General features: G+C 68.1%; 23 protein-coding genes. 7 read left to right on the forward strand and 16 right to left on the reverse strand.

Going from position 1 to position 23949, the window contains the following annotated elements:
• Nucleotides 1-2 precede the first annotated feature (2 nt).
• From sixA to ACZ5EF_RS13020, 7 genes are all read right to left on the reverse strand, one after another.
• Nucleotides 3-479, reverse strand: a complete 477-nt coding sequence (gene sixA / locus ACZ5EF_RS12990; protein WP_346063484.1) for a phosphohistidine phosphatase SixA — start codon at nt 477-479, stop codon at nt 3-5.
• Nucleotides 472-1536, reverse strand: a complete 1065-nt coding sequence (locus ACZ5EF_RS12995; protein WP_346063483.1) for an NAD(P)H-dependent glycerol-3-phosphate dehydrogenase — start codon at nt 1534-1536, stop codon at nt 472-474. The genes sixA and ACZ5EF_RS12995 overlap by 8 nt, the downstream gene beginning before the upstream one ends.
• 105 nt (nt 1537-1641) lie before the next feature.
• The gene (locus ACZ5EF_RS13000) at nt 1642-3084 is read right to left on the reverse strand and encodes an NAD(P)(+) transhydrogenase (Re/Si-specific) subunit beta (protein WP_346063482.1); all 1443 of its coding nucleotides are present in this window, start codon (nt 3082-3084) and stop codon (nt 1642-1644) included.
• Between the two features lie 16 nt (nt 3085-3100).
• Nucleotides 3101-4672 carry a Re/Si-specific NAD(P)(+) transhydrogenase subunit alpha gene (locus ACZ5EF_RS13005; RefSeq protein ID WP_346063481.1) on the reverse strand — a complete coding sequence of 524 codons (1572 nt, stop codon included), beginning with the start codon at nt 4670-4672 and terminating at the stop codon, nt 3101-3103.
• 363 nt (nt 4673-5035) lie between these two features.
• Nucleotides 5036-5626 carry an isochorismatase family protein gene (locus tag ACZ5EF_RS13010; RefSeq protein ID WP_346063480.1) on the reverse strand — a complete coding sequence of 197 codons (591 nt, stop codon included), beginning with the start codon at nt 5624-5626 and terminating at the stop codon, nt 5036-5038.
• A 137-nt stretch (nt 5627-5763) separates the two neighbouring features.
• Complete coding sequence (gene htpG, locus ACZ5EF_RS13015) at nt 5764-7668, reverse strand: molecular chaperone HtpG (protein WP_346063479.1); 1905 nt, start codon at nt 7666-7668, stop codon at nt 5764-5766.
• Between the two features lie 90 nt (nt 7669-7758).
• Nucleotides 7759-8082 carry a YkvA family protein gene (locus ACZ5EF_RS13020; protein WP_346063478.1) on the reverse strand — a complete coding sequence of 108 codons (324 nt, stop codon included), beginning with the start codon at nt 8080-8082 and terminating at the stop codon, nt 7759-7761.
• Between the two features lie 161 nt (nt 8083-8243).
• On the opposite strand from ACZ5EF_RS13020, the gene ACZ5EF_RS13025 reads away from it, so the two are divergent.
• On the forward strand, nt 8244-10214 hold the full coding sequence (locus tag ACZ5EF_RS13025; protein WP_346063477.1) for a transglycosylase SLT domain-containing protein: 1971 nt from the start codon (nt 8244-8246) through the stop codon (nt 10212-10214).
• Between the two features lie 59 nt (nt 10215-10273).
• On the opposite strand, the gene ACZ5EF_RS13030 is transcribed toward ACZ5EF_RS13025, so the two are convergent.
• On the reverse strand, nt 10274-10918 hold the full coding sequence (locus ACZ5EF_RS13030) for a LysE family translocator (RefSeq protein WP_346063476.1): 645 nt from the start codon (nt 10916-10918) through the stop codon (nt 10274-10276).
• A 3-nt stretch (nt 10919-10921) separates the two neighbouring features.
• Nucleotides 10922-11761, reverse strand: coding sequence for an isopenicillin N synthase family dioxygenase (locus ACZ5EF_RS13035; RefSeq protein WP_346063475.1), 840 nt, complete (start codon nt 11759-11761; stop codon nt 10922-10924).
• Between the two features lie 241 nt (nt 11762-12002).
• Between ACZ5EF_RS13035 and ACZ5EF_RS13040 the strand changes: the two genes are divergently transcribed.
• Nucleotides 12003-12209 (forward strand): cold-shock protein, encoded by a 207-nt coding sequence (locus ACZ5EF_RS13040; protein WP_346063474.1) that lies wholly within the window; start codon nt 12003-12005, stop codon nt 12207-12209.
• A gap of 105 nt (nt 12210-12314) precedes the next feature.
• Here the strand turns inward: ACZ5EF_RS13040 and ACZ5EF_RS13045 are convergent, their stop codons facing one another.
• From ACZ5EF_RS13045 to ACZ5EF_RS13060, 4 genes are all read right to left on the reverse strand, one after another.
• A complete protein-coding gene (locus tag ACZ5EF_RS13045; RefSeq protein WP_346063473.1) occupies nt 12315-12824 on the reverse strand; it encodes a hypothetical protein in 510 nt (169 codons plus the stop codon).
• Nucleotides 12825-12930: 106 nt separating this feature from the next.
• Entirely contained in the window at nt 12931-13626 is a 696-nt protein-coding gene (locus tag ACZ5EF_RS13050; protein WP_346063472.1) for an MgtC/SapB family protein, read from the reverse strand.
• Between the two features lie 137 nt (nt 13627-13763).
• Nucleotides 13764-16400 (reverse strand): aminopeptidase N, encoded by a 2637-nt coding sequence (gene pepN, locus ACZ5EF_RS13055; protein WP_346063471.1) that lies wholly within the window; start codon nt 16398-16400, stop codon nt 13764-13766.
• Nucleotides 16401-16485: 85 nt separating this feature from the next.
• Nucleotides 16486-16923, reverse strand: coding sequence for a YbaN family protein (locus ACZ5EF_RS13060; RefSeq protein WP_346063470.1), 438 nt, complete (start codon nt 16921-16923; stop codon nt 16486-16488).
• Between the two features lie 166 nt (nt 16924-17089).
• Here ACZ5EF_RS13060 and ACZ5EF_RS13065 point away from each other — a divergent pair, with 166 nt between their 5' ends.
• From ACZ5EF_RS13065 to ACZ5EF_RS13085, 5 genes are all read left to right on the forward strand, one after another.
• Nucleotides 17090-18049, forward strand: a complete 960-nt coding sequence (locus ACZ5EF_RS13065; protein ID WP_346063469.1) for a metal ABC transporter solute-binding protein, Zn/Mn family — start codon at nt 17090-17092, stop codon at nt 18047-18049.
• A complete protein-coding gene (locus ACZ5EF_RS13070) occupies nt 18046-18831 on the forward strand; it encodes a metal ABC transporter ATP-binding protein (RefSeq protein ID WP_346063468.1) in 786 nt (261 codons plus the stop codon). Before ACZ5EF_RS13065 ends, ACZ5EF_RS13070 begins: the two co-directional genes overlap by 4 nt.
• A complete protein-coding gene (locus ACZ5EF_RS13075) occupies nt 18828-20039 on the forward strand; it encodes a metal ABC transporter permease (protein ID WP_346063467.1) in 1212 nt (403 codons plus the stop codon). Before ACZ5EF_RS13070 ends, ACZ5EF_RS13075 begins: the two co-directional genes overlap by 4 nt.
• An 81-nt stretch (nt 20040-20120) precedes the next feature.
• Nucleotides 20121-21041, forward strand: coding sequence for a metal ABC transporter permease (locus ACZ5EF_RS13080; RefSeq protein WP_346063466.1), 921 nt, complete (start codon nt 20121-20123; stop codon nt 21039-21041).
• 104 nt (nt 21042-21145) lie between these two features.
• A complete protein-coding gene (locus ACZ5EF_RS13085; RefSeq protein WP_346063465.1) occupies nt 21146-21952 on the forward strand; it encodes a DODA-type extradiol aromatic ring-opening family dioxygenase in 807 nt (268 codons plus the stop codon).
• Between the two features lie 37 nt (nt 21953-21989).
• Here the strand turns inward: ACZ5EF_RS13085 and ACZ5EF_RS13090 are convergent, their stop codons facing one another.
• The 3 genes from ACZ5EF_RS13090 to ACZ5EF_RS13100 form a co-directional block, all read right to left on the reverse strand.
• On the reverse strand, nt 21990-22517 hold the full coding sequence (locus ACZ5EF_RS13090; protein WP_346063464.1) for an Hsp20/alpha crystallin family protein: 528 nt from the start codon (nt 22515-22517) through the stop codon (nt 21990-21992).
• A gap of 138 nt (nt 22518-22655) precedes the next feature.
• The gene (locus tag ACZ5EF_RS13095) at nt 22656-23141 is read right to left on the reverse strand and encodes a YajQ family cyclic di-GMP-binding protein (protein WP_346063463.1); all 486 of its coding nucleotides are present in this window, start codon (nt 23139-23141) and stop codon (nt 22656-22658) included.
• Nucleotides 23142-23335: 194 nt separating this feature from the next.
• Nucleotides 23336-23827: a GNAT family N-acetyltransferase gene (locus ACZ5EF_RS13100; RefSeq protein WP_346063462.1), complete on the reverse strand. Its 492-nt coding sequence runs from the start codon at nt 23825-23827 to the stop codon at nt 23336-23338.
• Between the last annotated feature and the right edge of the window lie 122 nt (nt 23828-23949).

Below are 23949 nucleotides of genomic sequence, written 5' to 3' on the forward strand. Positions count from 1 at the left end.
GATCAAACGGCCAGATCGGCGGGGGTCACGAAGCCGCGCAGCCGGGCGCAGCCCGCCGCCCAGGCCTCGGCCTCAAGCTCCGCCAAACCGGCGGTGGGAAAGCCCGGACCCGCGCCGCCGCGCCCCTCCACCAGCAGGCCGGTAAGGGCGCCGACCAAAGGCATATGACTGACCAGCACCAGGGGCCGGTCCTCGGCCTGGTGCAGCAACCAGTCGGCCACCGCGCGGGGGTCGTCGTCCGGGGTGATGCCGTCATGGGTCTCGAGCGCGACGCCCAGCGCCGCGGCGATCGGCTCGGCGCTCTGCCGGGCGCGGCGATAGGGGCTCGCCACCAGCCGGCAGGGGCCGATCCCGCGGGCCTTGAGCCACTCCGCCATGGCGGCCACCTCGCGCCGGCCCCGGGGGGTCAGCTCACGGGCGCTGTCCGGGGTGCCGGGCCCCGCCTCGCCGTGGCGCATGATCCATAGCCGCTCACTCATGGCCGGGCTCCAAGCGACGGGCCTGCTGGACGTCCTCCCGGGAGAGGATGAATTCCACGTCGCTGCTCTGCTCGCCCTGCATCAGCATCTTGGCCATCTGCCGCGCCGGCACCCCCTCGAAGAGCACCTGATAGAGCCCCTCGGCCAGCGGCATGTAGACGCCGTCCTCGCGGGCCTTGTCGCGCACCAGGCGCACGGTGTTGACCCCCTCGGCCACCTGGCCGAGGGCCGCCACCGCCTCGTCGAGCCCCTTGCCCTGCCCCAGGGCCTGGCCGACCCGGTAGTTGCGCGACAGGGTCGAGGAACAGGTGACGATCAGGTCGCCTACCCCGGCCAACCCCAGGAAGGTCATGGGGTTGGCGCCCTGATCCACGGCGAAGCGGCTCATCTCGGCCAGCGCCCGGGTCATCAGCATGCTGCGAGTGTTCTCGCCCATGCCCAGCGCCGCCGCCATGCCGGCGGCGATGGCGTAGATGTTCTTCAGCGCCCCACCCAGTTCGACGCCATAGCGGTCGTTGCTGGCATAGACCCGGAAGTAGTCGCAGCCGAGCGCGGTCTGCACCCGGGCCCGGGTCAGGGGGTCGTCGCTGGCGATCACCGTGGCGGTGAGCTGCTTGTCGGCCACCTCGGAGGCCAGGTTGGGGCCGGAGAGCACGCCGATATGGGCGAAGCCGGTCTCCTCCTCGAGGATCTGGCTCATCAGCTTGAAGCCCTCCTCCTGGATGCCCTTGGTGGTGCTGACCAGGATCTGCTCGGCATGCAGGTAGGGGCGCGCCTGGCGCACCACCTCGCGGAAGGCCTTGGAGGGGATGGCCACCAGCACCAGCTCGGCGCCCGCCAGCACCTCGGCCATGTCCCCCGAGGCGACCACCGCCGGATTGATGGCGTAGTCGGGCAGGTAGCGTCCGTTGCGATGCTCGGCGTTGATCTGGGCGACCAGCGCCGGATCGCGCAACCACTGGCGCACCCGGGCGCCGTTATCCGCGGCGATACTGGCCAGGGCGGTGCCGAAGCTACCGCCACCGAGTACCGCGACCGTTATCTGTTCCTCTGCCATAAGGGGCCCCGAAAGACTGAGTGAGGTCTCGATTGTAGCGAAAAAGACGCCCGAACCGGCAGCCGGTTCGGGCGTCTTCATGCATCGATGGTAATCGAGGCGGGACTAGTCGATCAGCGACAGCAGGCTGTCGATGCTCTCCCGGGCGTCACCGTAGAACATCCGGGTGTTGTCCTTGAAGAACAGCGGGTTCTCGATGCCGGAGTAGCCGGTACCCTGACCACGCTTGCTGACGAACACCTGCTTGGCCTTCCACACCTCCAGCACCGGCATGCCGGCGATGGGGCTGTTGGGATCCTCCTGGGCGGCCGGGTTGACGATGTCATTGGAGCCGATGACGATCACCGCGTCGGTGGAGGCGAAGTCGTCGTTGATCTCGTCCATCTCCAGCACGATGTCGTAGGGCACCTTGGCCTCGGCCAGCAGCACGTTCATATGCCCCGGCAGGCGCCCGGCCACCGGGTGGATGGCGAAGCGCACCTCCTTGCCGGCGGAGCGCAGCTTGCGCACCAGTTCGCTGACCGCGTTCTGGGCCTGGGCCACCGCCATGCCGTAGCCCGGCACGATGATCACGCTGTCGGCGTCGTTGAGGGCGCTGGCCACGCCCGCGGCGTCGGTGGCCACCTGCTCGCCCTCGATCTCCGCCGCCGGGCCCTGGGTACCGCCGAAGCCGCCCAGGATGACGCTGACGAAGTTGCGGTTCATCGCCTTGCACATGATGTACGAGAGGATGGCACCACTGGAACCCACCAGGGCACCGGTGACGATCAGCAGGTCATTGGAGAGGGTGAAGCCGATGGCCGCCGCCGCCCAGCCGGAGTAGCTGTTGAGCATGGAGACCACCACCGGCATATCGGCGCCGCCGATGCCCATGATCAGGTGCCAGCCGATGAAGAACGACAGCGCCGCCAGCACCAGCAGGGTCCAGAAGCCGGCGCCATTCAGGTAGGCCACCGCCAGCGCCAGACACAGCACCACGGCGCCGGCATTCAGGGCATGACCCCCGGGCAGCTTCTTGGGCTTGCCGTCGACCTTGCCGGCCAGCTTGCCGAAGGCGATCACCGAGCCGGTGAAGGTCACCGCGCCGATAAAGATGGCGAAGATCACCTCGACCTGCAGGAAGGTCAGCTCGGCGGGGGCCTTGGTGGCCACCAGGCCGGCGAAAGCGGAGAAGGCCTCGGTGGACTCCCCGGCGGCCTGGGCGGCCAGCACCCGGCGACGCTCCAGGTCGGCGCCCCAGGCGACGAAGACCGCCGCCAGGCCGACGAAGGAGTGCAGCGCCGCCACCAGCTGAGGCATCTCGGTCATGCCCACCCGCTTGGCCACCACCACGCCGATGGCGCCGCCGATGACGATCATCGGGATCATCAGCCAGTAGTGGCCGATGCCCGGGCCGAAAGCGGTGAAGAACACCGCCAGGGCCATGCCGACGATGCCATACCACACCGCCCGCTTGGCCTTCTCCTGGTTGCTCAAGCCCCCCAGGGAGAGGATGAACAATACACTCGCCGCGATCGAGGCGGCAGATACGAATCCTTGACTCAACATCTTTTCTCTCCGCCCCTCAGGATTTCTGGAACATGGCCAGCATGCGACGGGTGACCTGGAAGCCACCGACGATATTGATGCTGGCGATCAGCACCGAGATGGCCGCCATAAAGACCACCAGGCCATTCCCCGAGCCGATCTGCAGCACGGCGCCGAGGATGATGATCCCCGAGATGGCATTGGTCACCGCCATCAGCGGCGTATGCAGGGAATGGCTGACGTTCCAGATCACCTGGAAGCCCACGAAGCAGGCCAGCACGAAGACGATAAAGTGCTGCATAAAGGAGGCCGGGGCGATCTGCGCCAGCAGCAGCATCAGCACGCCGCCGGCCCCCAGCAGGCCCACCTGGCGCTTGGTCTGGGCCTTGAACTCGGCGTGCTCCGCGGCGCGCTTCTCCTCCGGGGTCGGCGCCTTCTCCTTGGGCTTGGGCTTGGCCGCGGCGATCGCCTTGACCTTGGGCGGCGGCGGCGGGAAGGTGATCTCGCCCTGGTAGGTGACGGTGGCGCCACGGATGACATCGTCTTCCATATCATGAACGATCGCCCCGTCTTTCGCCGGGGTCAGATCGGTCAGCATATGGCGGATATTGGTGGCATAGAGCAGCGAGGCCTGGGTGGCCATGCGCGACGGGAAGTCGGTATAGCCCACCACGATCACGCCGTTGTCGCTGACGATACGCTCGTCCGCCACGGTCAGGTCGCAGTTACCGCCCTTCTCGGCGGCCAGATCGACGATCACCGAGCCCGGCTTCATGGCCTTGACCATGCCCTCGAGCCACAGCTTGGGTGCCGGACGGCCGGGGATCAGCGCCGTGGTGATGACGATATCCACGTCCGGGGCCTGCTCACGGAACAGCGCCAGCTGCTTCTCGCGGAACTCGGGGCTCGAGGGCGCCGCATAGCCGCCGCTCTCGGAGCCGTCGGCGCTATCCTCGAAGTCGAGGAAGAGGAACTCGGCGCCCATGGATTCGATCTGCTCGGCCACCTCGGGACGCACGTCGAAGGCGCGCACCACGGCGCCCAGGCTGGTGGCGGTGCCGATGGCGGCGAGCCCGGCAACGCCGGCGCCAATCACCAGCACCTTGGCCGGCGGCACCTTGCCGGCGGCGGTCACCTGACCGGTGAAGAAGCGTCCGAACTGGTTGCCCGCCTCGATCACCGCGCGATAGCCGGCGATATTGGCGGTGGACGACAGGGCGTCCATCTTCTGGGCACGGGAGATCCGCGGCACCATGTCCATGGCGATGACGTTGGCGCCCTTGGCCTTGCAGGCCTCCAGCAGCGCCTCGTTCTGGGCCGGCCAGAAGAAGCTGATCAGGGTCTGGCCCGCGCGCAGATAACCGGCCTCGGCCTCACTGGGCTCGCGCACCTTGATCACCACCTCGGCCTCGCGCCATAGCGCCTCGGCATTCTCCACCACGCCGACTCCGGCCTCGCGGTAGGCGGCGTCGTCAAAGCCGGCGGCGGCGCCGGCGCCGCTCTCGATCAGGCACTCATGGCCCAGCTTCTGAAGCTGCTGGGCGCTCTCCGGGGTCAGGGCGACCCGCGCTTCACCGCGGGCGCTCTCCTTGGGGGCTCCGATCTTCATGCGCGTCCTCCTCGTCCCTGGGCGGTAATCCCATCGCAACAGGCCTCGTCGGGTCGGAACCCGCCGAGCCGAGAATCCATCAACGGATACATTGGCAGTCGCTCCTTGTGTCCAGATCCACCGCTCGACGGCGGGGCTTTATTGGGGGAATCAAGGGAAAATCCCTACTAGTCTCCTTAGTCCAAAAAGGCAAAAGCAAGCCTTTTCTGAAAACTTTAACTTATATAAAAAACTTATCCCGACCATAACCCACGACTTATCGTTAAAATAACAATAAATCACTGTTTTTAAACGATAAAATGATCCTTCCCAGGCCATGGGACGGCTTATGGATGCCATAACGAAAGGGTTATTCCTGAAAACTCAAAAATGCTGGACCACCTCATGAGTGGAGGTGATGGCGGCATAGCGCCCCGACAACAGCGCCAGGCTGGCCTGGTGCAGTGCCTCGCCGGACCAGGCCTGACCGGCGAGGTTATCGAGGGGAAAACAGGCGCAGGCATCCGCCACCACGCTGAGCGAGAACCCCAGGCAGGCGCCATGACGCACCGTGGTGGCGACGGCATGACCGGTGGTCACGCCGGCCACCACCAGGTGCCCCACGCCGTGACGTCGCAGCCAGGCTTCCAGGTCGGTGCCGACGAAGGCGCTGTCCACATACTTGGTGAGCACGCGCTCGCCCTGGGCGGGGGTGACGCAGGCCTTGAATTCGGCGCCGGGTTGCCCGGCACGACGCTGCGACCCCGGCGAGCGGGAGAAGTGACGCACATGGACGATATGGCCGCTGCCGCCCCGCCAGCAGGCCAGCAGTTCGGCGAGGTTGTCTTCCAGATGGGGATTGCTGGGCTCGCCCCAGCCATCGATGGCCCGCTGCATATCGATGATCATCAGGGCCGCGCTCTCGTCACGGGCATCACAGAGGCGCAGGCTGGCACTTCCGTACCGGGTGGTCATGGCATCCCTCTCGGCAAGGCCGCGGTGGCGGCATTCCCTCAGCATAGGTGCCAAGCGCCGCGCCTGCCGAGAGTGCCCTAAACGCGACACCCCGCCGAGAGGCGGGGTGTCGTCGGTCGTTATGCCTGAGGAGAGGCTTAGGCGGTCAGCAGGGTATTGAGGCGCTTGACGTAGGCGGCCGGGTCGTCGAGCTGCCCGCCCTCGGCGATGATCGCCTGGTCGAAGAGGATATGTGCCAGGTCGCCGAAGGCCTCGCCCTCGGCCCCCTCCAGGCGGCCGACCAGGGGGTGCTCGGGGTTGAGCTCGAGGATCGGCTTGACCTCGGGCAGCGTCTGGCCGGCGGCCTCCATGATGCGGCGCATCTGGAAGCCCATCTCGTGCTCCGGCAGCACCACACAGGCCGGCGAGTCGGTGAGGCGATGGGTCACCTTGACCTCCTGCACCGCCTCGCCCAGGGCCTCCTGGACCCGCTTGACCAGGGCTTCCTTGGCCTTGGCGGTCTCCTCCTGGGCCTGCTTCTCCTCCTCGTTCTCCACCTCGCCCAGGTCGAGCTCGCCCTTGGCCACGTCGACGAAGGCCTTGCCCTCGAACTCGCTGAGGTGACTCATCAGCCACTCGTCGATGCGGTCGGAGAGCAGCAGCACCTCGATGCCCTTCTTGCGGAAGATCTCCAGGTGCGGGCTGGACTTGGCCGCCTTGAAGCTGTCGGCGACGATGTAATAGATCTTCTCCTGGCCTTCCTTCATGCGCGACACATAGCCGGCCAGGGACTGATCCTGGGTGGCGCTGTCGGTATGGGTGGTGGCGAAGCGCAGCAGGCCGGCGATCTTCTCGCGGTTGGCGAAGTCCTCCGCGGGGCCCTCCTTGAGCACCGTGCCGAAGGTGTTCCAGAAGGTCTGGTAGGCCTCGGCGTCCTTGGCCAGCTTCTTGAGCATGTCCAGGCCACGCTTGGTCAGGGCGGACTTGATCTTGTCGACCTGGGGATCCTGCTGCAGCAGCTCCCGGGAGACATTCAGGGAGAGGTCCTTGGTGTCCACCACGCCCTTGATGAAACGCAGGTAGAGGGGCAGGAACTGCTCGGCGTCGTCCATGATAAAGACGCGCTGCACATAGAGCTTGACGCCCCGGGCGCCGTCACGCTCGTAGAGGTCGAAGGGCGCACGGCCCGGCACATAGAGCAGGCTGGTGTACTCCAGCTTGCCTTCCACCTTGTTGTGGCTCCAGGTCAGCGGATCCGAGAAGTCGTGGGCCACGTGCTTGTAGAAGGCCTGGTACTCGTCGTCGCTGATCTCGCCCTTGGGCCGCGCCCAGAGGGCGGTGGCCTCGTTGACGGTCTCCCAGGTGGTGACCTCGCTGCCCTCGATCTCCTTGCCGTCGTCGTCCTTGGCGGTTTCCACCTTGGGCAGGCGCACCGGCACCTCGATATGGTCGGAGTACTTGCGCACCAGGCTGCGCAGGCGGAAGTCGTCGGCGAACTCCTGGGCATCGTCCTTGAGGTGCAGGACGATCTCGGTGCCATGGGCGGCGTAATCGATATCCGCCACGCTGAATTCGCCCTCGCCCTTGGAGCGCCACTCGACGCCCTCGGCCTGGTCGCTGCCCGCCTTGCGGGTGCGCACCGTGACCTCGTCGGCGACGATGAAACCGGAGTAGAAGCCGACCCCGAACTGGCCGATCAGCTTGGCGTCCTTCTGCTGCTCGCCGGAGAGCTGCTGCAGGAACTCGGCGGTGCCGGAGCGGGCGATGGTGCCCAGGTTCTGGATCACCTCGTCGCGGCTCATGCCGATGCCGTTATCACGCACGGTGACGGTGCCGGCCTCGGCATCGTGCTCGATCTCGATGCGCAGCTCGCTGTCGCCTTCATAGAGGGCGTCGTTGTCCAGCGCCGCATAGCGCAGCTTGTCGCAGGCATCGGCACCGTTGGAGATCAGCTCACGCAGGAAGATTTCCCGATTGGAGTAGAGGGAGTGGATCATCAGCTTGAGCAGCTGCTTGACCTCGGTCTGGAAGCCCAGGGTTTCTTCGTGGGTGGCAGTGGACATCTGGCAGGGTCCTCGTTACATCACGGAATGAGTGGCGCGGCGCGCCGAAGAATCGCAGTGGAGATTCATATGGGGCCCGCATCGCGCTTTTCAAGGCTCATCGCCACCACGGCGTGCCGCCGCCTCATGCCGCCAGCGTCGATAGGCCCCGAGCTCCGGCTCGATGCGCGCCATCAGCCAGCCGACGATCACCAGATCATCGATCAGGCCCAGCGCCAACAGGAAGTCGGGGACCAGGTCGAAGGGCAGCAGCAGATAGCCCAGGGCCAGGGCACCCAGCCCCAGGGCCCGCCAGGGTACCGGGCGATAGCGCCCGCCCAGGACGTCCCAGCACAGCCGGCACCAGTGCAGAGGCGCCATGCCCAGGCGCTTGAGTCGGGCCAGGCGCGAGAGGCGCCGAGTCGATCGAATCATGGTGACCTCCTGGTGATCCGTTTCCGGGGTTGGAACCTTGGCCCCGCGCGGAGTTTCCGTGCAATTGGCTTGTCGTCCCGGGGCGACACTACTCAGCCGCCGCCAGATGGGCGAGGATAAGGGCAGCGCGACGCCCAGGACCCCGTTTCAGGAAGCATGCCATGGCCTATCGACCCGTTCTCTCCTTTCGTCCCGGCCGGTTCAAGCACCGCCTCGCCACCCTGGTCACCGCCGCCGCCCTCTGCCTGGTCCAGGCACAAGCCCAGGCCGATGATCGGGCCCTTCGCGAGGCGCTGAGCGCGGCCCGCGATCAGCAGTGGAGCCGTATCGACGAGGCCGCCATCGACGGCCATGTGCTGGCCGGTTACGTGGAGTATCACCGCCTGCGGGCCCGGCTGCCCCAGGCGCAGCCCGCCGAGGTACTGGCCTATATCGAACGCCACCAGGACACGCCCCTGGCCGGCTGGATGCGCAACCAGGCCATCGGCCGCTACGGCCAGGCCGGCGACAGGGCCCGCCTGCTGGCGGTCAGCGCCGGTCCCCCCGAGGGCACCGAGCGGCAGTGCTACTACTATGAGGCGCTGCTCGACCGTGACCCCGAGGCGGCGGCCCGGGGCGGCCTGTCGCTATGGTTCGCGGGACGCTCCCAGCCGGATGCCTGCAACCCGCTCTTCTCGCAGTTGCGCCGCGACGGGGTGATCGGCGATGCCGAGACCTGGGAACGCCTGATCCTGGCCTGGAAGGCCGGCGAGACGGGGCTGGCGAGCTACCTGGGCCGCCAACTGGGCGGCGGCTGGCAGCCGGCCCTGGACGCCTATGAACGGGTGCGCGGCGACTACGCCGCCATCGCCGGGGCGGCTCCCCGTCTCGGCGATCATCCGGCGACGCCGGGCCTGGTCAGCGGCGCCCTGCATGGCCTGACCCGAGCCGATACCGCCGCCGCCCTGACCACCTGGCGCCGCCTGGCACCGCAACTGAGCCTCGGCGAGGAGCGCCGTCGGGCCATCGAGCGGGACCTGGCCTTCTACTCCATGGTGCGCGACGTCCCCGAGAATCGCGCCTGGGTGGACGAGGCACTGCCGCGGCTGGCCACCGGCGACCTGCTGGAGCTGCGGGTGCGTACCGCCCTCGGCGCCCGGGACTGGGCCGGGGTTCGCGACTGGATCTCGCGGATGCCCGATGACACTCGCCGCGATAACCGCTGGCAGTACTGGCTGGCCCGCGCCCTGGAGCAACTGGGCGATGCCCAGGGGGCTCAGGCCGCCTATGGGCGCGCCGCCGAGGGGCGCAGCTTCTTCGCCTTCGCCGCCGCCGACCGCCTCGGCCAGCCCTACGCCCTGGGCGACGAGCGCCACCGCTACAGCGAGGCGCAGCGCCGCGAGGTGGCCCAGTGGCCGGTGGTGCGCCGCACCGAGGCGCTGCGGCGCATCAATGAGCCGGGGCTGGCCAACAGCGAGTGGCTGGGGGCCGTGGCCCGGGCCAACAGCGAGACCGCGCGCCGGCTGGCCGACTACGCGGCGAGCCAGGGCTGGCACGCCGAGCTGGTGCAGACCACCATCGCCGGGCGCCTCTGGGACGCCCTGGAGTGGCGCTTCCCCGCCGCCTACCGCGACAGCTTCCGGCGCTGGGGCGGCGAGGCCGGGGTCGACCCCTACCTGCTGATGGCGATTGCCCGCCGCGAGAGCGCCTACAACGCCGCGGCCCTCTCCCCCGCTGGCGCCCGGGGCCTGATGCAGCTGATGCCGGGCACCGCGACCCTGGTCAGCCGCCAGTTGGGCCTCGCCGACCCGGGGCCCTACGGGATCCTGGAGCCGGAGCTCAATATCCGCCTGGGCAGCACCTACCTCGGCGATATGCTGGGCCGCTATCGCGGCAACCGCCTGGCGGCGGCGGCCGCCTACAATGCCGGCCCCGGCCGAGTCGATCGCTGGCTGCGCGACTCGCCCCGGGAGTTCGACCTCTTCGTGGAGAGCATTCCCTTCCGCGAGACCCGCGACTATGTGCAGGCCATCATGACCTACCGGGTGATCTTCGAGAGCCTGGCCAATGGCGGCGAGACCCGCGGCATCGCCCTGCTGAGCTCCAGTGAGGCCAACGGCAGCTATGACGCCTCCCTGCTGGCCCGCCAGTAGCGAAAAATCAAAGGGGGCGCCTTGGCGCCCCCTTATTTTCTTTTTGTCCCCACACCCGCTCAAGGGCGCTGGCTAAGCGCCAGCTTGATGCCGAAGGCCACCATCACCGCCCCGGTGACGCCATCCAGGCCGCGTGCCACCCAGCGCTTGGCCAGCCAGCGGCCGGCGCTGCCGACCATCAAGACGAGGGTGATCTGCCAGAGGTTGGCGATCACGAAGTGCACTCCGGCCAGGAACAGCGACTTGGCGAGGGCCGGGTCTCCGGGGGCAATAAACTGGGGCAGGAAGGCCATATAGAAGACCACCGTCTTCGGGTTGAGCACATTGGAGAGGAAGCCCTCCCGCAGCGGCTGCCAGGCCGGCACCGCCTGGGCCCGGGTCCCGCTGACCCCGGCCACCGGCAGGGCCCGCCCGCGCCGGGCGCTGAGCAGGCTCTGCAGGCCCAGCCAGATCAGGTAGCCGGCACCGGCCAGCTTGAGCAGCGAGAAGGCCCAGGCCGACTGCAGCAGGATCAGCGAGATCCCCAGCGCCGAGACGGCGGCATGCACGAAGAGGCCGCAGCAGATCGCCAGGCTGGTCAGCACGCCGTCGCGTACCCCGCCGCGGCTGGCGTTGCGGATCACCAGCAGGGTATCGACCCCGGGGCTCAGAGACAGCAGGGTGATGGCCACCAGGAAGGGCCAGAACTGGGCATCGATCAGCATGGCTCAGAGCACTCCCAGTTCGCGCAATCGCTCCTTGAGGTAGCTATCGGCGGTATGGCGCTCGGAGAGCACCACCTCGGGACGCGGGTGCAGGAACAGCGGCAGCGACACCCGCGACTGCTCCCGGGCCGGGCCACCGGGATTGACGACCCGGTGAGTGGTGGACGGAAAGTGACCCAGCGAGGCCTCCTGGAGCATGTCCCCCACATTGATCACCAATTGCCCCGGGTCGCAGGGCACCGCCAGCCACTCCCCCTCCCGGGTACGCACCTCGAGGCCCGGCTCGTTGGCCGCCGGCAGCACGGTGATCAGGTTGATGTCCTCATGGGCGGCGGCGCGCACCGCCCCGGGCAGCTCGTCGCCGCGCAGCGGCGGATAGTGCAGCACCCGCAGCAGGGTCTGCTGGCTGTCCTCGATCATCCGCGACAGGGGCTCCCGGTAATGCGCGGCGATCTCGGCCGGGGTCTCGGCCTCGATCCAGCCCAGCAGGGTCGCCGCCAGGGCCTCGGCGCGACGGTAGTAGTCGAGGATCTCGTCATGCAGCGCCGGGGGTATCCGCCCCCAGGGATAGACGTGGTAGTACTCCTTGAGGTCCTTGACGCTTTGCCCCTTGGCGGTCTCGGAGACCTCCGGCGGAAAGTAGCCGTCCTGGCGACGGGGGTCATAACGCCAGGCCACCGTCTCTTCGCTGCGAAAGAAGGCCAGCCAGTGGCGATAGATCGAGGTCAGCAGCTGCGGCGGCAGGGGGTGATTGCGCAGTACCGCGAAGCCGGTCTCGCGCAGCGAGGCGACGAAGCGTTGACGGGCGTCATCCTGGGTGAAATCGACATTCTGGACGTGCATGGGTTTTCCATCTACAGTGATTTCGGGGCATCCAAGCGGGGCTCATCTCGTCATCTTGACGCATCCCCGCCGCTGATGCACCATCGATTGCGTTGGTTTGCAAGATGAAAGTCGTCAGTTGTTGATCGATCCTTCGAGACTCCCAGTGCGCCTTCTTCTTCGCGTCAGCCACGCACTACGGGGCCGATTCCCCCGGGGAGCGGACCCCAGCAACATTATTTAGCTAGTAAGGAATTCGACGATGGCAACTGGCACTGTCAAGTGGTTCAACGACACCAAGGGCTACGGCTTCATCTCTCCGGATGATGGTGGCGACGACCTCTTTGCACACTTCTCCGAAATCCAGGCCGATGGCTTCAAGACTCTGCAGGACGGTCAGAAGGTCACCTTCGACGTCACTCAGGGCAAGAAGGGCCTCCAGGCCTCCAACATCCGCGTCGCCAACTAAGGCCAGACTCGGACGCCAGTTGTCGACCCCCGCGGTACGCAAATGGCACCAACAAGAAGGTCCGCCTCGGCGGACCTTCTTGCGTCTCGTCTCCCCTCGCCGTGCTCAGGGTTCCATTGCTTCCGGCTCGGCCGCCGGCGTCTCGTCGAAGGCGGCTTCGCCAGGCGCCTGACTCTCCGCCTCCTCGAACTGCTCATCGATACGGCGCTGGGCTTCCTCGAAGCGGCGCTCCGTCTCCTCCAGGAACTGATCGATATCGGAGTCGGTGGTCTCACCCGGCAAGGCACTCTGCTCGTCCAGGCTGCCGGGCTCCTCGGTCAGCCCCTGCTGCAGGCTCGGCTCGGGCACTTCGTCTCCGGGCGCCTCCTGCGCCGGCAGCGACTCGTCCGCGGCCGCCTCCGGGAGGGACTCGCCTGCCGCCGGGGCCTCTTCCTGGGTCGGAGCCTCTTCCTGGACCGGAGCCTCTTCCTGGACCGGAGCCTCCTCCTGGGCCGGAGCCTCCTCCTGGGCCGGGGCCTCCTCCTGGGCCGGGGCCTCCTGCTCCTCGCCGTTACCGCAGGCGGCCAGCAGCAGGGCCGAGGCGGCGACCAGGGGAATCCAGGGTTTCATGTTCATACGGGGTCTCCAACAAAGGAATGGCGAGAAATCATCGGGGGTCATATTCCAGCAAAGGCCCGGAATACAAGCAAGTCAAATACCCGCGGCCGCGGCGCGGCATGCCTTACTCGGCCAGGGGAGAGAGACGAAACTCCAGCAGGCCGGCCTCGGCGCGCAGCCGCTCCACCAGGCGCCCCAGGTTCTGGCGATCATGGGTCTGCAGGGTCATATGGTACTCGAAGACGCTGCCCCGCTGGGTCAAGCGGTAGCTCAGCGCCTTGATGCGAAAGCCCTGACCGCGAATCAGCCGACGCACCTCCGCCTCGCTGGGCGTCGTCTCCACCGGGAAGGCCAGCATATGATCGGCGAAGTGCTGCCCCGGCATACGCGCCTCCACCCAGCGAAACAGCGACAGGGTCACCAGGGTGATCAAAGTCACGCTGACCGCGGGGAACAGGAAGCCGATGCCATAGAGGATGCCGAGCGCCGCGGTCATCCAGATCGAGGCGGCGGTGGTCAGGCCGCGTACCGTCAGCCCCTCCTTGAAGATCACCCCGGCGCCCAGGAAGCCGATACCGGTCATGATGCCCTGGGCCATGCGGGTGGGGTCGGTGGTAATAGCCGTGGTCGGCAGCATGCCCCCCAACCAGTCGCCCTGGTGGGTGGTGACGATCATCAGCAGCGCCGAGGCCAGGCAGACCAGGGCATGGGTACGAAAGCCGGCGGGGCGGCCATGATAGCTGCGCTCCAGGCCGATCAGGCTGCCCGCCAGCCAGGCCGCCGCCAGGTAGACCAGGATCATCACTTGCTCGCTCGTCATCGATACCCCTCCCTCGGTCCCAGCATCCTTCCATCATGACAAGGAGTTGCCGACTCCGTCTCAACGCTGGCCGGAGCGCAACGAACGAGGGCCACTCCCAGGGGAGTGGCCCTCGTCGCGACGACCGGCGATCCGGATCAGGCCAGGGCCTTCTCCACCACCTCATAGACATTGGGCGAGAGCGCCTCGCCACGAATGCGCTCGAGCTGCGCCTTCATCAGCGCCTGGCGGGTCTCGTCGAAGCGCGCCCAGCGGGTCAGCGGGGTGATGATCCGCGCGGCGATCTCCGGGTTGAGGCGATTGAGCTCGATCACCACCTCCGCCAGCAGCTTATAGCCCTCGCCGTCGATGCGGTGGAAGTTGACCCGGTTCTGGCCGGCGAAGGCCCCGATCAGGGCGCGCACCTTGTTGGGGTTCTTCAGCGAGAAGGCCGGGTGCTGCATCAGGAACCTGACCCGATCGAGCACGTCCTCCTGGGGCCGGGTGACCTGGATGGTGAACCACTGATCCATCACCAGGGGGTCATGGGCCCACTGCTCGCCGAAGGCCTTGAGGGCGGGCTCCGCCAGGTCGCCGCGCGAGCTGTGGGTGAGCAGGGTCAGGGCGGAACGCACGTCGGTCATGTTGTGGCCGGCCTCGAACTGCCGCTGGGCCAGCTCGATGGCGCGCTCGTCCTCGATGCTCATCAGGTAGGAGAGCGCCACGTTCTTGAGGCCGCGGCGGGCGATCTGCTCCGGCTCCGGGGCATAGGGAGCCTCCGAGAGATTGGCCTCATAGATCGCCAGGAACTCATCGCGCAGCGCCATCGCCAGGCCCTGCTTGACGAAGCTGCGGGCGGCATGGATGGCGTCCACGTCGACCACCGGCTGCTGCTCGGCGATATAGGCCTCGGAGGGCAGGGTCAGCATCTCGGCGAGCACCGCCTTGTCGTCGCTCTCCTCGCCGAGCAGTACCCGGAAGGCCTCGATCACCCGCGGGTCCATGACCTTCTCGACGCCATTGCGGTGGGCGGCGATCAGGTCATCCAGGGCCAGCATGGCCAGGCGCTGGCCGGCATCCCAGCGGTTGAAGCCGTCGGAGTCGTTGGCCAGCAGGAAGGCCAGGTCCTCGCGGCCATAGGGGAAACGCAGCTTCACCGGCGCCGAGAAGCCGCGCAGCAGTGAAGGCACCGGCGCCTCGGCCACCTCGGTGAAGACGAAGTGCTGCTCCTCCTCGCGCAGGTGCAGCACGGTGTCGGTGCCCAGCGCCTCGCCATCCAGGGTCAGCGACAGGTCGTGGCCGCTCTTGGTGCCCACCAGGCCCAGGCGCACCGGGATATGCAGCGGCTGCTTGTCGGGCTGGCCCGGGGTGGCCGGGGTGCGCTGGCGCAGGGTCAGGTGGTACTCCCCCTTGGCGTAGTCGTAGTGACCGTTGGCGTCGATCTCCGGGGTGCCGGCCTGGGAATACCAGCGCATGAACTGGGAGAGGTCCTGCCCCGAGACCTCGGCCATGCAGCCGACGAAATCCTCGATGGTCACCGCCTGGCCGTCGAAGCGCGCGAAATAGAGGTCGCTGCCGCGGCGGAAGGCCTCCCAGCCCAGCAGGTTGCGCAGCATGCGCACCACCTCGGCGCCCTTCTCGTAGATGGTCAGGGTGTAGAAGTTGCCGATCTCGATATAGTGATCCGGGCGCACCGGGTGGGCGGTGGGGCCGGCATCCTCGGCGAACTGGGCGGTACGGAAGAAGGAGACGTCCTCGATGCGCTTGACCGGCGCCGAATTGGTGTCGGCGCTGAAGCACTGGTCGCGGAACACCGTGAAGCCTTCCTTGAGGGAGAGCTGGAACCAGTCGCGGCAGGTGACCCGGTTGCCGGACCAGTTATGGAAATACTCGTGGGCGACGATGCCCTCGACCCGCTGGAAGGCGGCGTCGGTGGCGGTCTGGGGATGGGTCAGCACCGCCGCCGAGTTGAAGATATTGAGGCCCTTGTTCTCCATGGCGCCCATATTGAAGTCGTTGACCGCCACGATCATGAACAGATCCAGGTCGTACTCGCGGCCATAGGTCTCCTCGTCCCAGCGCATGGCCCGCTTCAGCGAGGCCATGGCGTGGTCGGTCTTGCCCAGGTTCTCCTCCTCGACCCAGATCTGCAGGGCCACCTCCCGGCCGCTGGCGGTGGTGAAGCGGTCCTCGACCTTCTCGAGGTCGCCGGCCACCAGGGCGAAGAGATAGCTGGGCTTGGGGTGGGGATCCTCCCAGGTCACGAAGTGACGGCCCCCCGGCAGTTCGCCACGCTCCACCGGGTTGCCGCCCGCCAGCAGCACCGGCTCCCGCTCGGCGTCGCCGATCAGCGTGGTGGTAAAGGTGGCCATCACATCGGGGCGATCCGGGTAGAAGGTGATGCGCCGGAAGCCCTCGGCCTCGCACTGGGTGCAGAACATGCTGCCGGAGCGGTAGAGCCCTTCCAGGGCGGTGTTGGCGGCGGGGTCGATCACCACCTCGGTCTCCAGGGCGAAACGTTCCGGCACCCGGTGGATGGTCAGGCCACTGTCGCCCTGGGCGTACTCATCGGGATTGAGCGCCTGGCCGTCGATGGCGATACGCTCGAGCCGCAGGCCCTCGCCGTCCAGCTCCAGGGGCAGCGCTTCCTCGCCCCGCGCCGGGTTGCGCTCCAGCTGCAGCCGGGCGCTGACCTTGGTGGCCGAGGGCGCCAGGTCGAACTTCAGCTCGGTGTGGGTCACGCGGTAGGCGGGGGGCTGGTAGTCGTGCAGATAGGTGGGCTGGGGGTCTGACATCGAGTCTGGCTCCTGTTCGCGAATTGGCCCCATTGTACGGCCCCGGGGACGGAAGACTCAAAGGCTGCCCGAGCCACGCCCCGAGCTAACGCTCCAGGGGTGAGCGCGAGGCCAGGCCCCGTAGCGGGCAGCGCCCCATGCCCGGCTCGGGCCGGGTATGGATCCACACCCCCAGCAGCAGCAGGCCGCTGATGACCATCACCTTGAGCCACAGCAGGCCCAGGGTGAAGAGCAATACCAGGATGGAGGCGCCCAGCATCAGCACGGCGAGGCGCTTGGCCGGACGGGGAATGGCCCGCTCTCGTTCCCAGGCCACCACCGGCGGGCCGAAGCGCGGATGCTCGCGGATCCAGCGAGCGAAGCGCGGCGAGCCGCGGGAGGCCGCCCATACCGCCAGGAGCAGGAAACAGGTGGTGGGCATCAGCGGCACGAAGACGCCGACCATGCCCAGGGCGAAACTGATCCAGGCCAGCACCAGGTAACCGGGGCGCAGCCAGCCACTCACTTCCACGTCGTCTCGCATCGCCGCCCTCCCCGGCCGCCTCGATGATCTCCTTGCTACCTATTCAAGCCTAGCCGGCCACGGCGTTGAAATGGGTTTTTTCCATCGTCCGACTAGGCTAATCCAATAGTGGCGCCCTGTCGCGCTGCTGATACTTATGCCGCGCTCGAACCCCGGGAGGTCCTCCATGCGCGCGACCCGATGTCTCCTCGTCCTGCTACTCGTCGGCCTGTTGCTGCCCTTCGCCGGCCAGGCCGAGGAACGCCTGCACCTGGTGGCCACCACCGGCATGATCGGTGATGCCGTGACGATCATCGGCGGCGACCGGGTCGACGTAGAGACATTGATGGGCCCCGGGGTCGACCCCCACCTCTACCGCCAGACGCGCCGCGATATCGTCGCCCTGACCCGCGCCGATGCGGTCTTCTGGCATGGCCTGGCCCTGGAGCTGCAGCTCGAGGAATTCCTCGACCGCCTGAGTGGACACACCCCGGTCTATGCCGTGGGCGAGGCGGTGCCGGAGGAAGCTCGCCTGCCGGCCGGCGACTTCGCCGGCCAGTTCGATCCCCATGTGTGGATGGACCCCGGCCGCTGGCGCCACGTGGTGGAGGCGATCCGCGATGCCCTGAGCGAGCTGCACCCCGCGGCGCGGGACGCCTTCACCGCGCGCACCTCGCGCTATCTGGCCGAGCTCGAGGCCCTGGACGCCTACGCCCGGGAGGTGCTGGGCAGCCTGCCCGCGGGACGGCGCCTGCTGGTCACCGCCCACGATGCCTTCGGCTACCTAGGCGAGGCCTATGACCTGGAGGTGGTGGGCATCCAGGGCATCTCCACCGAGAGCGAGGCGGGACTGGCGCGCATCGAGTCGCTGGTCCGCCTGCTGGTGGAGCGCCGCGTCCCGGCGATCTTCGTCGAGTCCTCGGTGGCCGAGCGCAATGTGCGTGCCCTGGTGGAGGGGGCCGGTGCCCAGGGCTGGGCGGTGACCATCGGCGGCACCCTCTTCTCCGATGCCATGGGCGCCCCGGGCAGCTACGAGGGCACTTACCTGGGCATGCTCGATCATAACCTGACCACCATCGCCCGGGCCCTGGGGGGCCAGGCTCCCCCCGGGGGACGCCTGGGTCGCCTGGCGGAGACACGCCCATGAACGAGCCGCTCGACCCGACCACCAGCCCGCTGGCCATCCAGGGACTGACGGTCAGCTATGGCGAACGCCTGGCCCTGCTGGGCGTCGATTTCGTGACGCCGCCGGGCCGACTGAGCGCCATCGTCGGCCCCAACGGCGCCGGCAAGTCGACGCTGCTCAAGGCGGCCCTGGGCATCCTGCCCCGGGTCGCCGGGGACCTGCTGGTCCGGGGTCGCCCCCTGCCCCAGCCACCGCGCCATATCGCCTATGTGCCCCAGCGCTCCAGCATCGACTGGGACTTCCCCGCCACCGCCCTGGATCTGGTGCTGATGGGCCTCTACGGGCGACTGCGCTGGTGGCAACCCACCCGGCGCCGCCATCGCCACTGGGCTCGGGAGTGCCTCGCCCGGGTCGGCATGGAGGCCTTCGCCGGGACTCAGATCGGCCGCCTCTCCGGTGGCCAGCAACAGCGCATCTTCCTGGCCCGCGCCCTGGCCCAGCAGGCCGAACTGCTGCTCCTCGACGAGCCCTTCGCCGGCGTCGATGCGGCCACCGAGCGCGCCATCATCGAGCTCTTTCGCGCCTTCCGAACCCAGGGCGGTAGCGTGCTCTGCGTCCATCACGACCTGGCCACGGTACGCGACTATTTCGATCATCTACTGCTGCTGGACGTGGAGGTCGTCGCCGCCGGGCCGGTGGCCGAGGTCTTTACCGCCGCCAACCTTCAACAGACCTATGGGGGCCGACTGACGGCGGCCCAACTGGCGCGGCTACTGCCGGTGACGGAGGCGTTCCGGCCATGATGGACGCCTGGCTCGATGCCCTGACCCTTAGCGCGGGCTATAACACCCGGCTGGTCACCCTCGGCGCCCTGCTCCTGGGGGCGGCGGCGGGCATGGTGGGCAGCCATGTGCTGCTGCGCAAGCGCGCCCTGATCAGCGATGCGGTCAGCCACGCCACCCTGCCGGGGCTGGCGGCGGCCTTTATCCTGATCGCCCTGGTGCAGGGCGATGGCCGCTGGTTGCCGGGGCTCTTGCTGGGGGCGGCGGCCAGCGCCGCCCTGGGGCTGGCCGCCGTCCAGGCCATGAGTCGCCATACCCGGCTGGGCGAGGACAGCGCCATCGGCGCGGTGCTCTCGGTCTTCTTCGGCCTTGGGGTGGTGCTACTGACGGTGATCCAGGCCATGCCGGTCGCCGGCCAGGCCGGGCTCTCCGGCTACCTGGTGGGTGCCACCGCCGGCATGCTGGCCAGCGAGGCCTATCTGCTGGGGGCCATGGCCCTGGGCCTGCTGGTGGCCCTGGTGATCCTGCGCCGCACCCTGCTGCTACTCTGCTTCGATCCCGAGCATGCCTGGACCCAGGGGGTCGATCTCCGGCGGGCCGACGCCTGGCTGCTGGGCCTGCTGCTGGCGGTCACCGTGGTGGGGCTGCGCGTCACCGGCCTGATCCTGATCGTGGCCCTGACCATCATCCCGCCGGTCACCGCCCGCTTCTGGACCGACCGCCCCCATGCCCTGCTGATGATCGCCGCCGTCGCCGGCGCCCTGGCCGGTTACCTGGGGGTGACCCTCTCCAGCGTGCACCCGCGCCTGCCCAGCGGCGCCCTGGTGGTACTGGCCGCCTTCGCCCTCTTCCTGGCCTCGCTGCTGATCGCGCCCCGGCGCGGCCTGCTGGCCCACCTGATCGACCGCTACCGTTTCGTGCGTCGGGTGCACTGCCGCCAGGGACTGCTGGCCCTGGCCCGGGGCGAGGCGATCTTCGACCCCACCACCCTGCGGATCCTGCACCGACTCGGCCATATCCGTCGCGATGGCCTCGCCACCGCCCAGGGGCGCGCCGCGGCCCGGGATGCCCGCCACGAGGAGCGCCTGTGGACCCACTATCGCCACGCCTACCCGGAGGAGGCGGCACAACTCGGGGCACGCCGGCTAGAGCCCATCTCCCGGCTGTTGCCCCCCGACCTGATCGATGAGCTGGAGCGCCGGCTGCCACCGGAGGCACCCCATGAGTGAGCCGCTGATGCTAAGCCGGGTGCCCCCTGATCGAAAATGCCGGCCCTTCCCGATAAGGCCTTATGCCACCGGAGGCTATCGATGACTGAGTTCCTGATGCTAAGCCTGGTGCCCCTGCTGGTCGCCGGCCTGTGCAGCCTGAGCTGTGCCCTGCTGGGCAACTTCCTGGTGCTGCGCCGTCAGGCGCTGATCGGCGACGCCATCAGCCATGTCGCCCTGCCGGGCATCGTCGCCAGCTTCCTGCTGACCGGCACCCTGGCGCCCCCCGCCATGCTAGTGGGGGCCGGCGCCGCGGCCCTGATCACCCTGGCGCTGATCGAGCTGATCCGCCGCCTGGGCCGGGTGGAAGCGAGTGCCGCCATGGGGGTGGCCTTTACCGCCCTCTTCGCCCTGGGGGTGCTGATGCTGGAATGGAGCGGCGCCAGCGGCGTTCACTTGGACGTGGAGCACGCCCTCTACGGCAACCTGGAGAGCCTGGTGTGGTTCGAGGGTACCCGGCTGACGGCGCTCTGGGACCCTCAGGCCCTGGCGGGGCTGCCGCCGCAACTGAGCCGGGTGGCCTGGGTGGCCCTGCTGGTGAGCCTCTTCATGATGCTGGCCTGGCGGCCCCTGGTGCTGGGCAGCTTCGATGCCGCCTTCGCCGCCAGCCAGGGCGCCCGCCCCGGACTGACCCAGCTACTGCTGGTGGTGATGGTGGCGGTGGCCGCCATCGCCGCCTTCGAGGCGGTGGGCTCGATCCTGGTGATCGCCATGTTTATCTGCCCCCCGGCGGCGGCACGGCTGATGACCGATCGTCTGAGCCATCAGTTGGCCTGGAGCCAGGCCTTCGCCCTGGCCAGCGCCGTGCTGGGGGTGGTGCTGGCCGGCCATGGCCCCGGCTGGCTGGGTATCGATGCGGGCCTCAGCGCCGCCGGCATGGTCAGCGTGGTGGCCGGCCTGATCCTGCTGCTGGCCTGCCGCTTCGGTCCCCGCCGCCATCGCGCCGCGCCACCCCCGGGATAACGCCGGCGGGACTCTTGCCAGGCAGGAAAGAGTCCATTTAGCCGGATGAGCTTGGCGCCTCTTGCCGGCGGCGTATGCTGGAAGCCTCTCAAGGAGGTTCCCCTATGCGTCCCGTACTCTATCTCTCCCATGGCTCCCCGGACCTGGTGCTGCGCCAGCACCCGGCCCGGGATTTCCTCACCGAGCTGGGGCGGCGCCTGCCGGCCCCGCGTGGTGCCCTGGTGGTCTCGGCCCATTATGAAAGCCCGGAGATTCGCCTGGGCAGCGACCCGAGGCCGGAGACGCTCCACGACTTCTATGGTTTTCCCGAGGCCCTCTATCGCCTGCGTTACCCCGCGCCGGGGCTGCCCGAGGCGGCCAGCCGCCTGGCCGAACGCCTCCTGGACCGGGGCCTCGCGGCCCGCCTCGAGCCGAACCGCCCCCTCGATCATGGCGTCTGGTCGCCGCTTTCCCTGGTCTGGCCCGAGGCCCGGGTGCCGCTGATGCCGATCAGCGTCCCCATGGCGGCCAGCCGCGACGAGCTGCGCCGCTTCGCCAGGACCCTGGGCGAGTTCGCCGAGGCCGAGGAACTCTGGCTGATCGGCTCCGGGGCCGCCACCCATAACCTGGGCGATCGCAAGCCCTTCGCCGCCGCCCCGGACGCCTGGGCCCAGGCGTTCCATGACTGGGTTCGCGACCGCACCGCCGAGGGTGACCCGGAGGCGCTGCTGGCCTGGGCCGAGCGGGCCCCCGCCGGACGCCATGCCCATCCCACCCCGGAGCACCTGCTGCCGCTGCTGGTCTGCGCCGCCGCCCTGGAGGGCGAGCCACTGCGTGCCCTCCACGAGAGCTTTACCTTCGGCAACCTGAGCATGCTGATGCTGGCCAGCCAGCCCCTCGCCGAGGCCTGGGAGGCGGGGCGCGTGGCCTGAACGCCGCGGGCCCGCCGAATGGCGGGCCCGTGAGGCGTCACTGGATGGGAATCTGCCGGCGCCGGGAGGGGCGGCTGTCGTCCCGGGGTACGGTGATGGTCAGCACCCCCTTGGCGAAGCTCGCCTGGATCTCCTCCGCCTTGGCATCCTCGGGAAGATCCAGCACCCGGCAGAAGCTGCCATAGCTGCGCTCCACCCGGCGGTAGCGATCCTCCTCCTCGACCTGCTCCCGGCGCTTCTCGCCCTCGACGATCAAGCGTCCCTCGTCCAAGGTCAGCTTGATATCCTTCTCGTCGACCCCGGGCACCTCGATGGAGATGCGATAGGCCGCGTCACCCTCGCTGATATCGATGCTGGGACGCAGCAGGGTCGGCATCTCGGTGAAGCCGGATCCCAGGGAGGGCAGGCCGAAGCGCGAGAGGGTCTCGTCCATCCAGCGATCCAGCTCCTGGTGCAGCTGCATCGCCGGCAGCAGCGGGCGCTCCGGCGCCGGTGGCGCCACCGGCGCCTCGCCGCGAGACTCGCTCTTGAACCAGTTCCAGGGAGAGAATTTCTGCAGATTCATACCTCACCTCCTCGTCCCTTGCCGGGACTACGGGCTGAAGGATCTGCCTTGCGGCGTCTGTCTCAAGAACTGGTGGCGGCCAGCCACTTTTCAAGCCTCGACGGCGCCGTCCCCGACCTGGGTCGAGGGCCCCACCACTCAGTCGCGGAAGTTGTTGTACTGCAGGGCCAGCTCCGGCCCCTGCTCGCCCTTGAGCAGGGCGATAACGCCCTGCAGGTCGTCGCGCTTCTTGCCGGTGACGCGGACCTTGTCGCCCTGGATCTGCGCCTGCACCTTGAGCTTGGAGTCCTTGATCAGTTTGACGACCTGCTTGCACTCGGCGGCCTCCAGGCCCTGCTTGAGCTTGACCTCCTGGCGCGCCTTGACGCCGCCCAGCTGCGGCTCCTGGGGATCCATGCAGCGGGCATCGATGCCCCGGGCGATCAGCCGATTACGCAAGACGTCGAGCATCTGCTGCAGCTGAAAATCCGCCTCGGCCTCGATATGCACCACCTCGCCCTCGAGGCGGAAGCTGGCATCGACGCCGCGGAAATCGAAGCGGGTCTGGATCTCGCGGTTGGCCTGATCCACCGCGTTGGTGGCCTCGTGGCCGTCGAATTCGGAAACAATATCGAAGGAAGGCATGGGCAACTCCTGACAATGGGGGCGGCGATTCTAGTAGCCTGTCGGGCTTGACCGATCGTCGCGAGAAAAACGGATTTCGAGACAAGTTTATCGATCGGATGAGGCGAATAGCGAGCTATTTAACGAATCTGATCGAATGAAATTGGCCGAAAGCCCGGATTTCGCAGCAGATCAGCGTTATGCCTGACAGGCTGCTAACCCAGCCGCGCGGGCCTTTCATCCGCCGCCGGGTCCTCCGCGACCAGTGCCTTGCTCATCTGCCAGGCGGCACAGCCATCGACGTAGTAGTCGTCCAACCAGCGGGTCAGGCGAAAGCCCCGGCGACGATAGAGGGCCAGGGCCGCCCGATTATCGGCGCGCACCTCCAGGTGCAGGGAGTCACAGCCCCGGCCCCGGGCCTCCTCCTCCAGGCATTCCAGCAGGATCCGACCCAGGCCGCCGCCCCGGGCCTCGGGGGCCACGCAGAAGGAGTAGAGGCGGGCCCGGCGGCTATTGCGCCGCAACAGCAGGGTGCCATAGCCGAGAATGGCCTCGCCATCCACCAGCAACCAGGTCGCGGCATGGGCTGGCCCCAGCAGATGCGCCAACTGGCGACGGGTGAAGCGATCGCCGACGAAGCAACGCTGCTCGAGGGCATAGAGGGCGGCCAGGTCCTCGAGGTGACCGGGCCGCAGTTGGGCTGACATGAAGGCGTCCTCAACAAAGGTCCAAGGATATTGTGCGATGCACCCGAGACCCTGTCACCGCCCGTGATAATGAAATAAATCAATTATCCCTGCCTCCCCGCCCGTCCCATGCTGCGTCCATG

The sequence above is a fragment of the Bisbaumannia salifodinae genome (assembly GCF_055388505.1).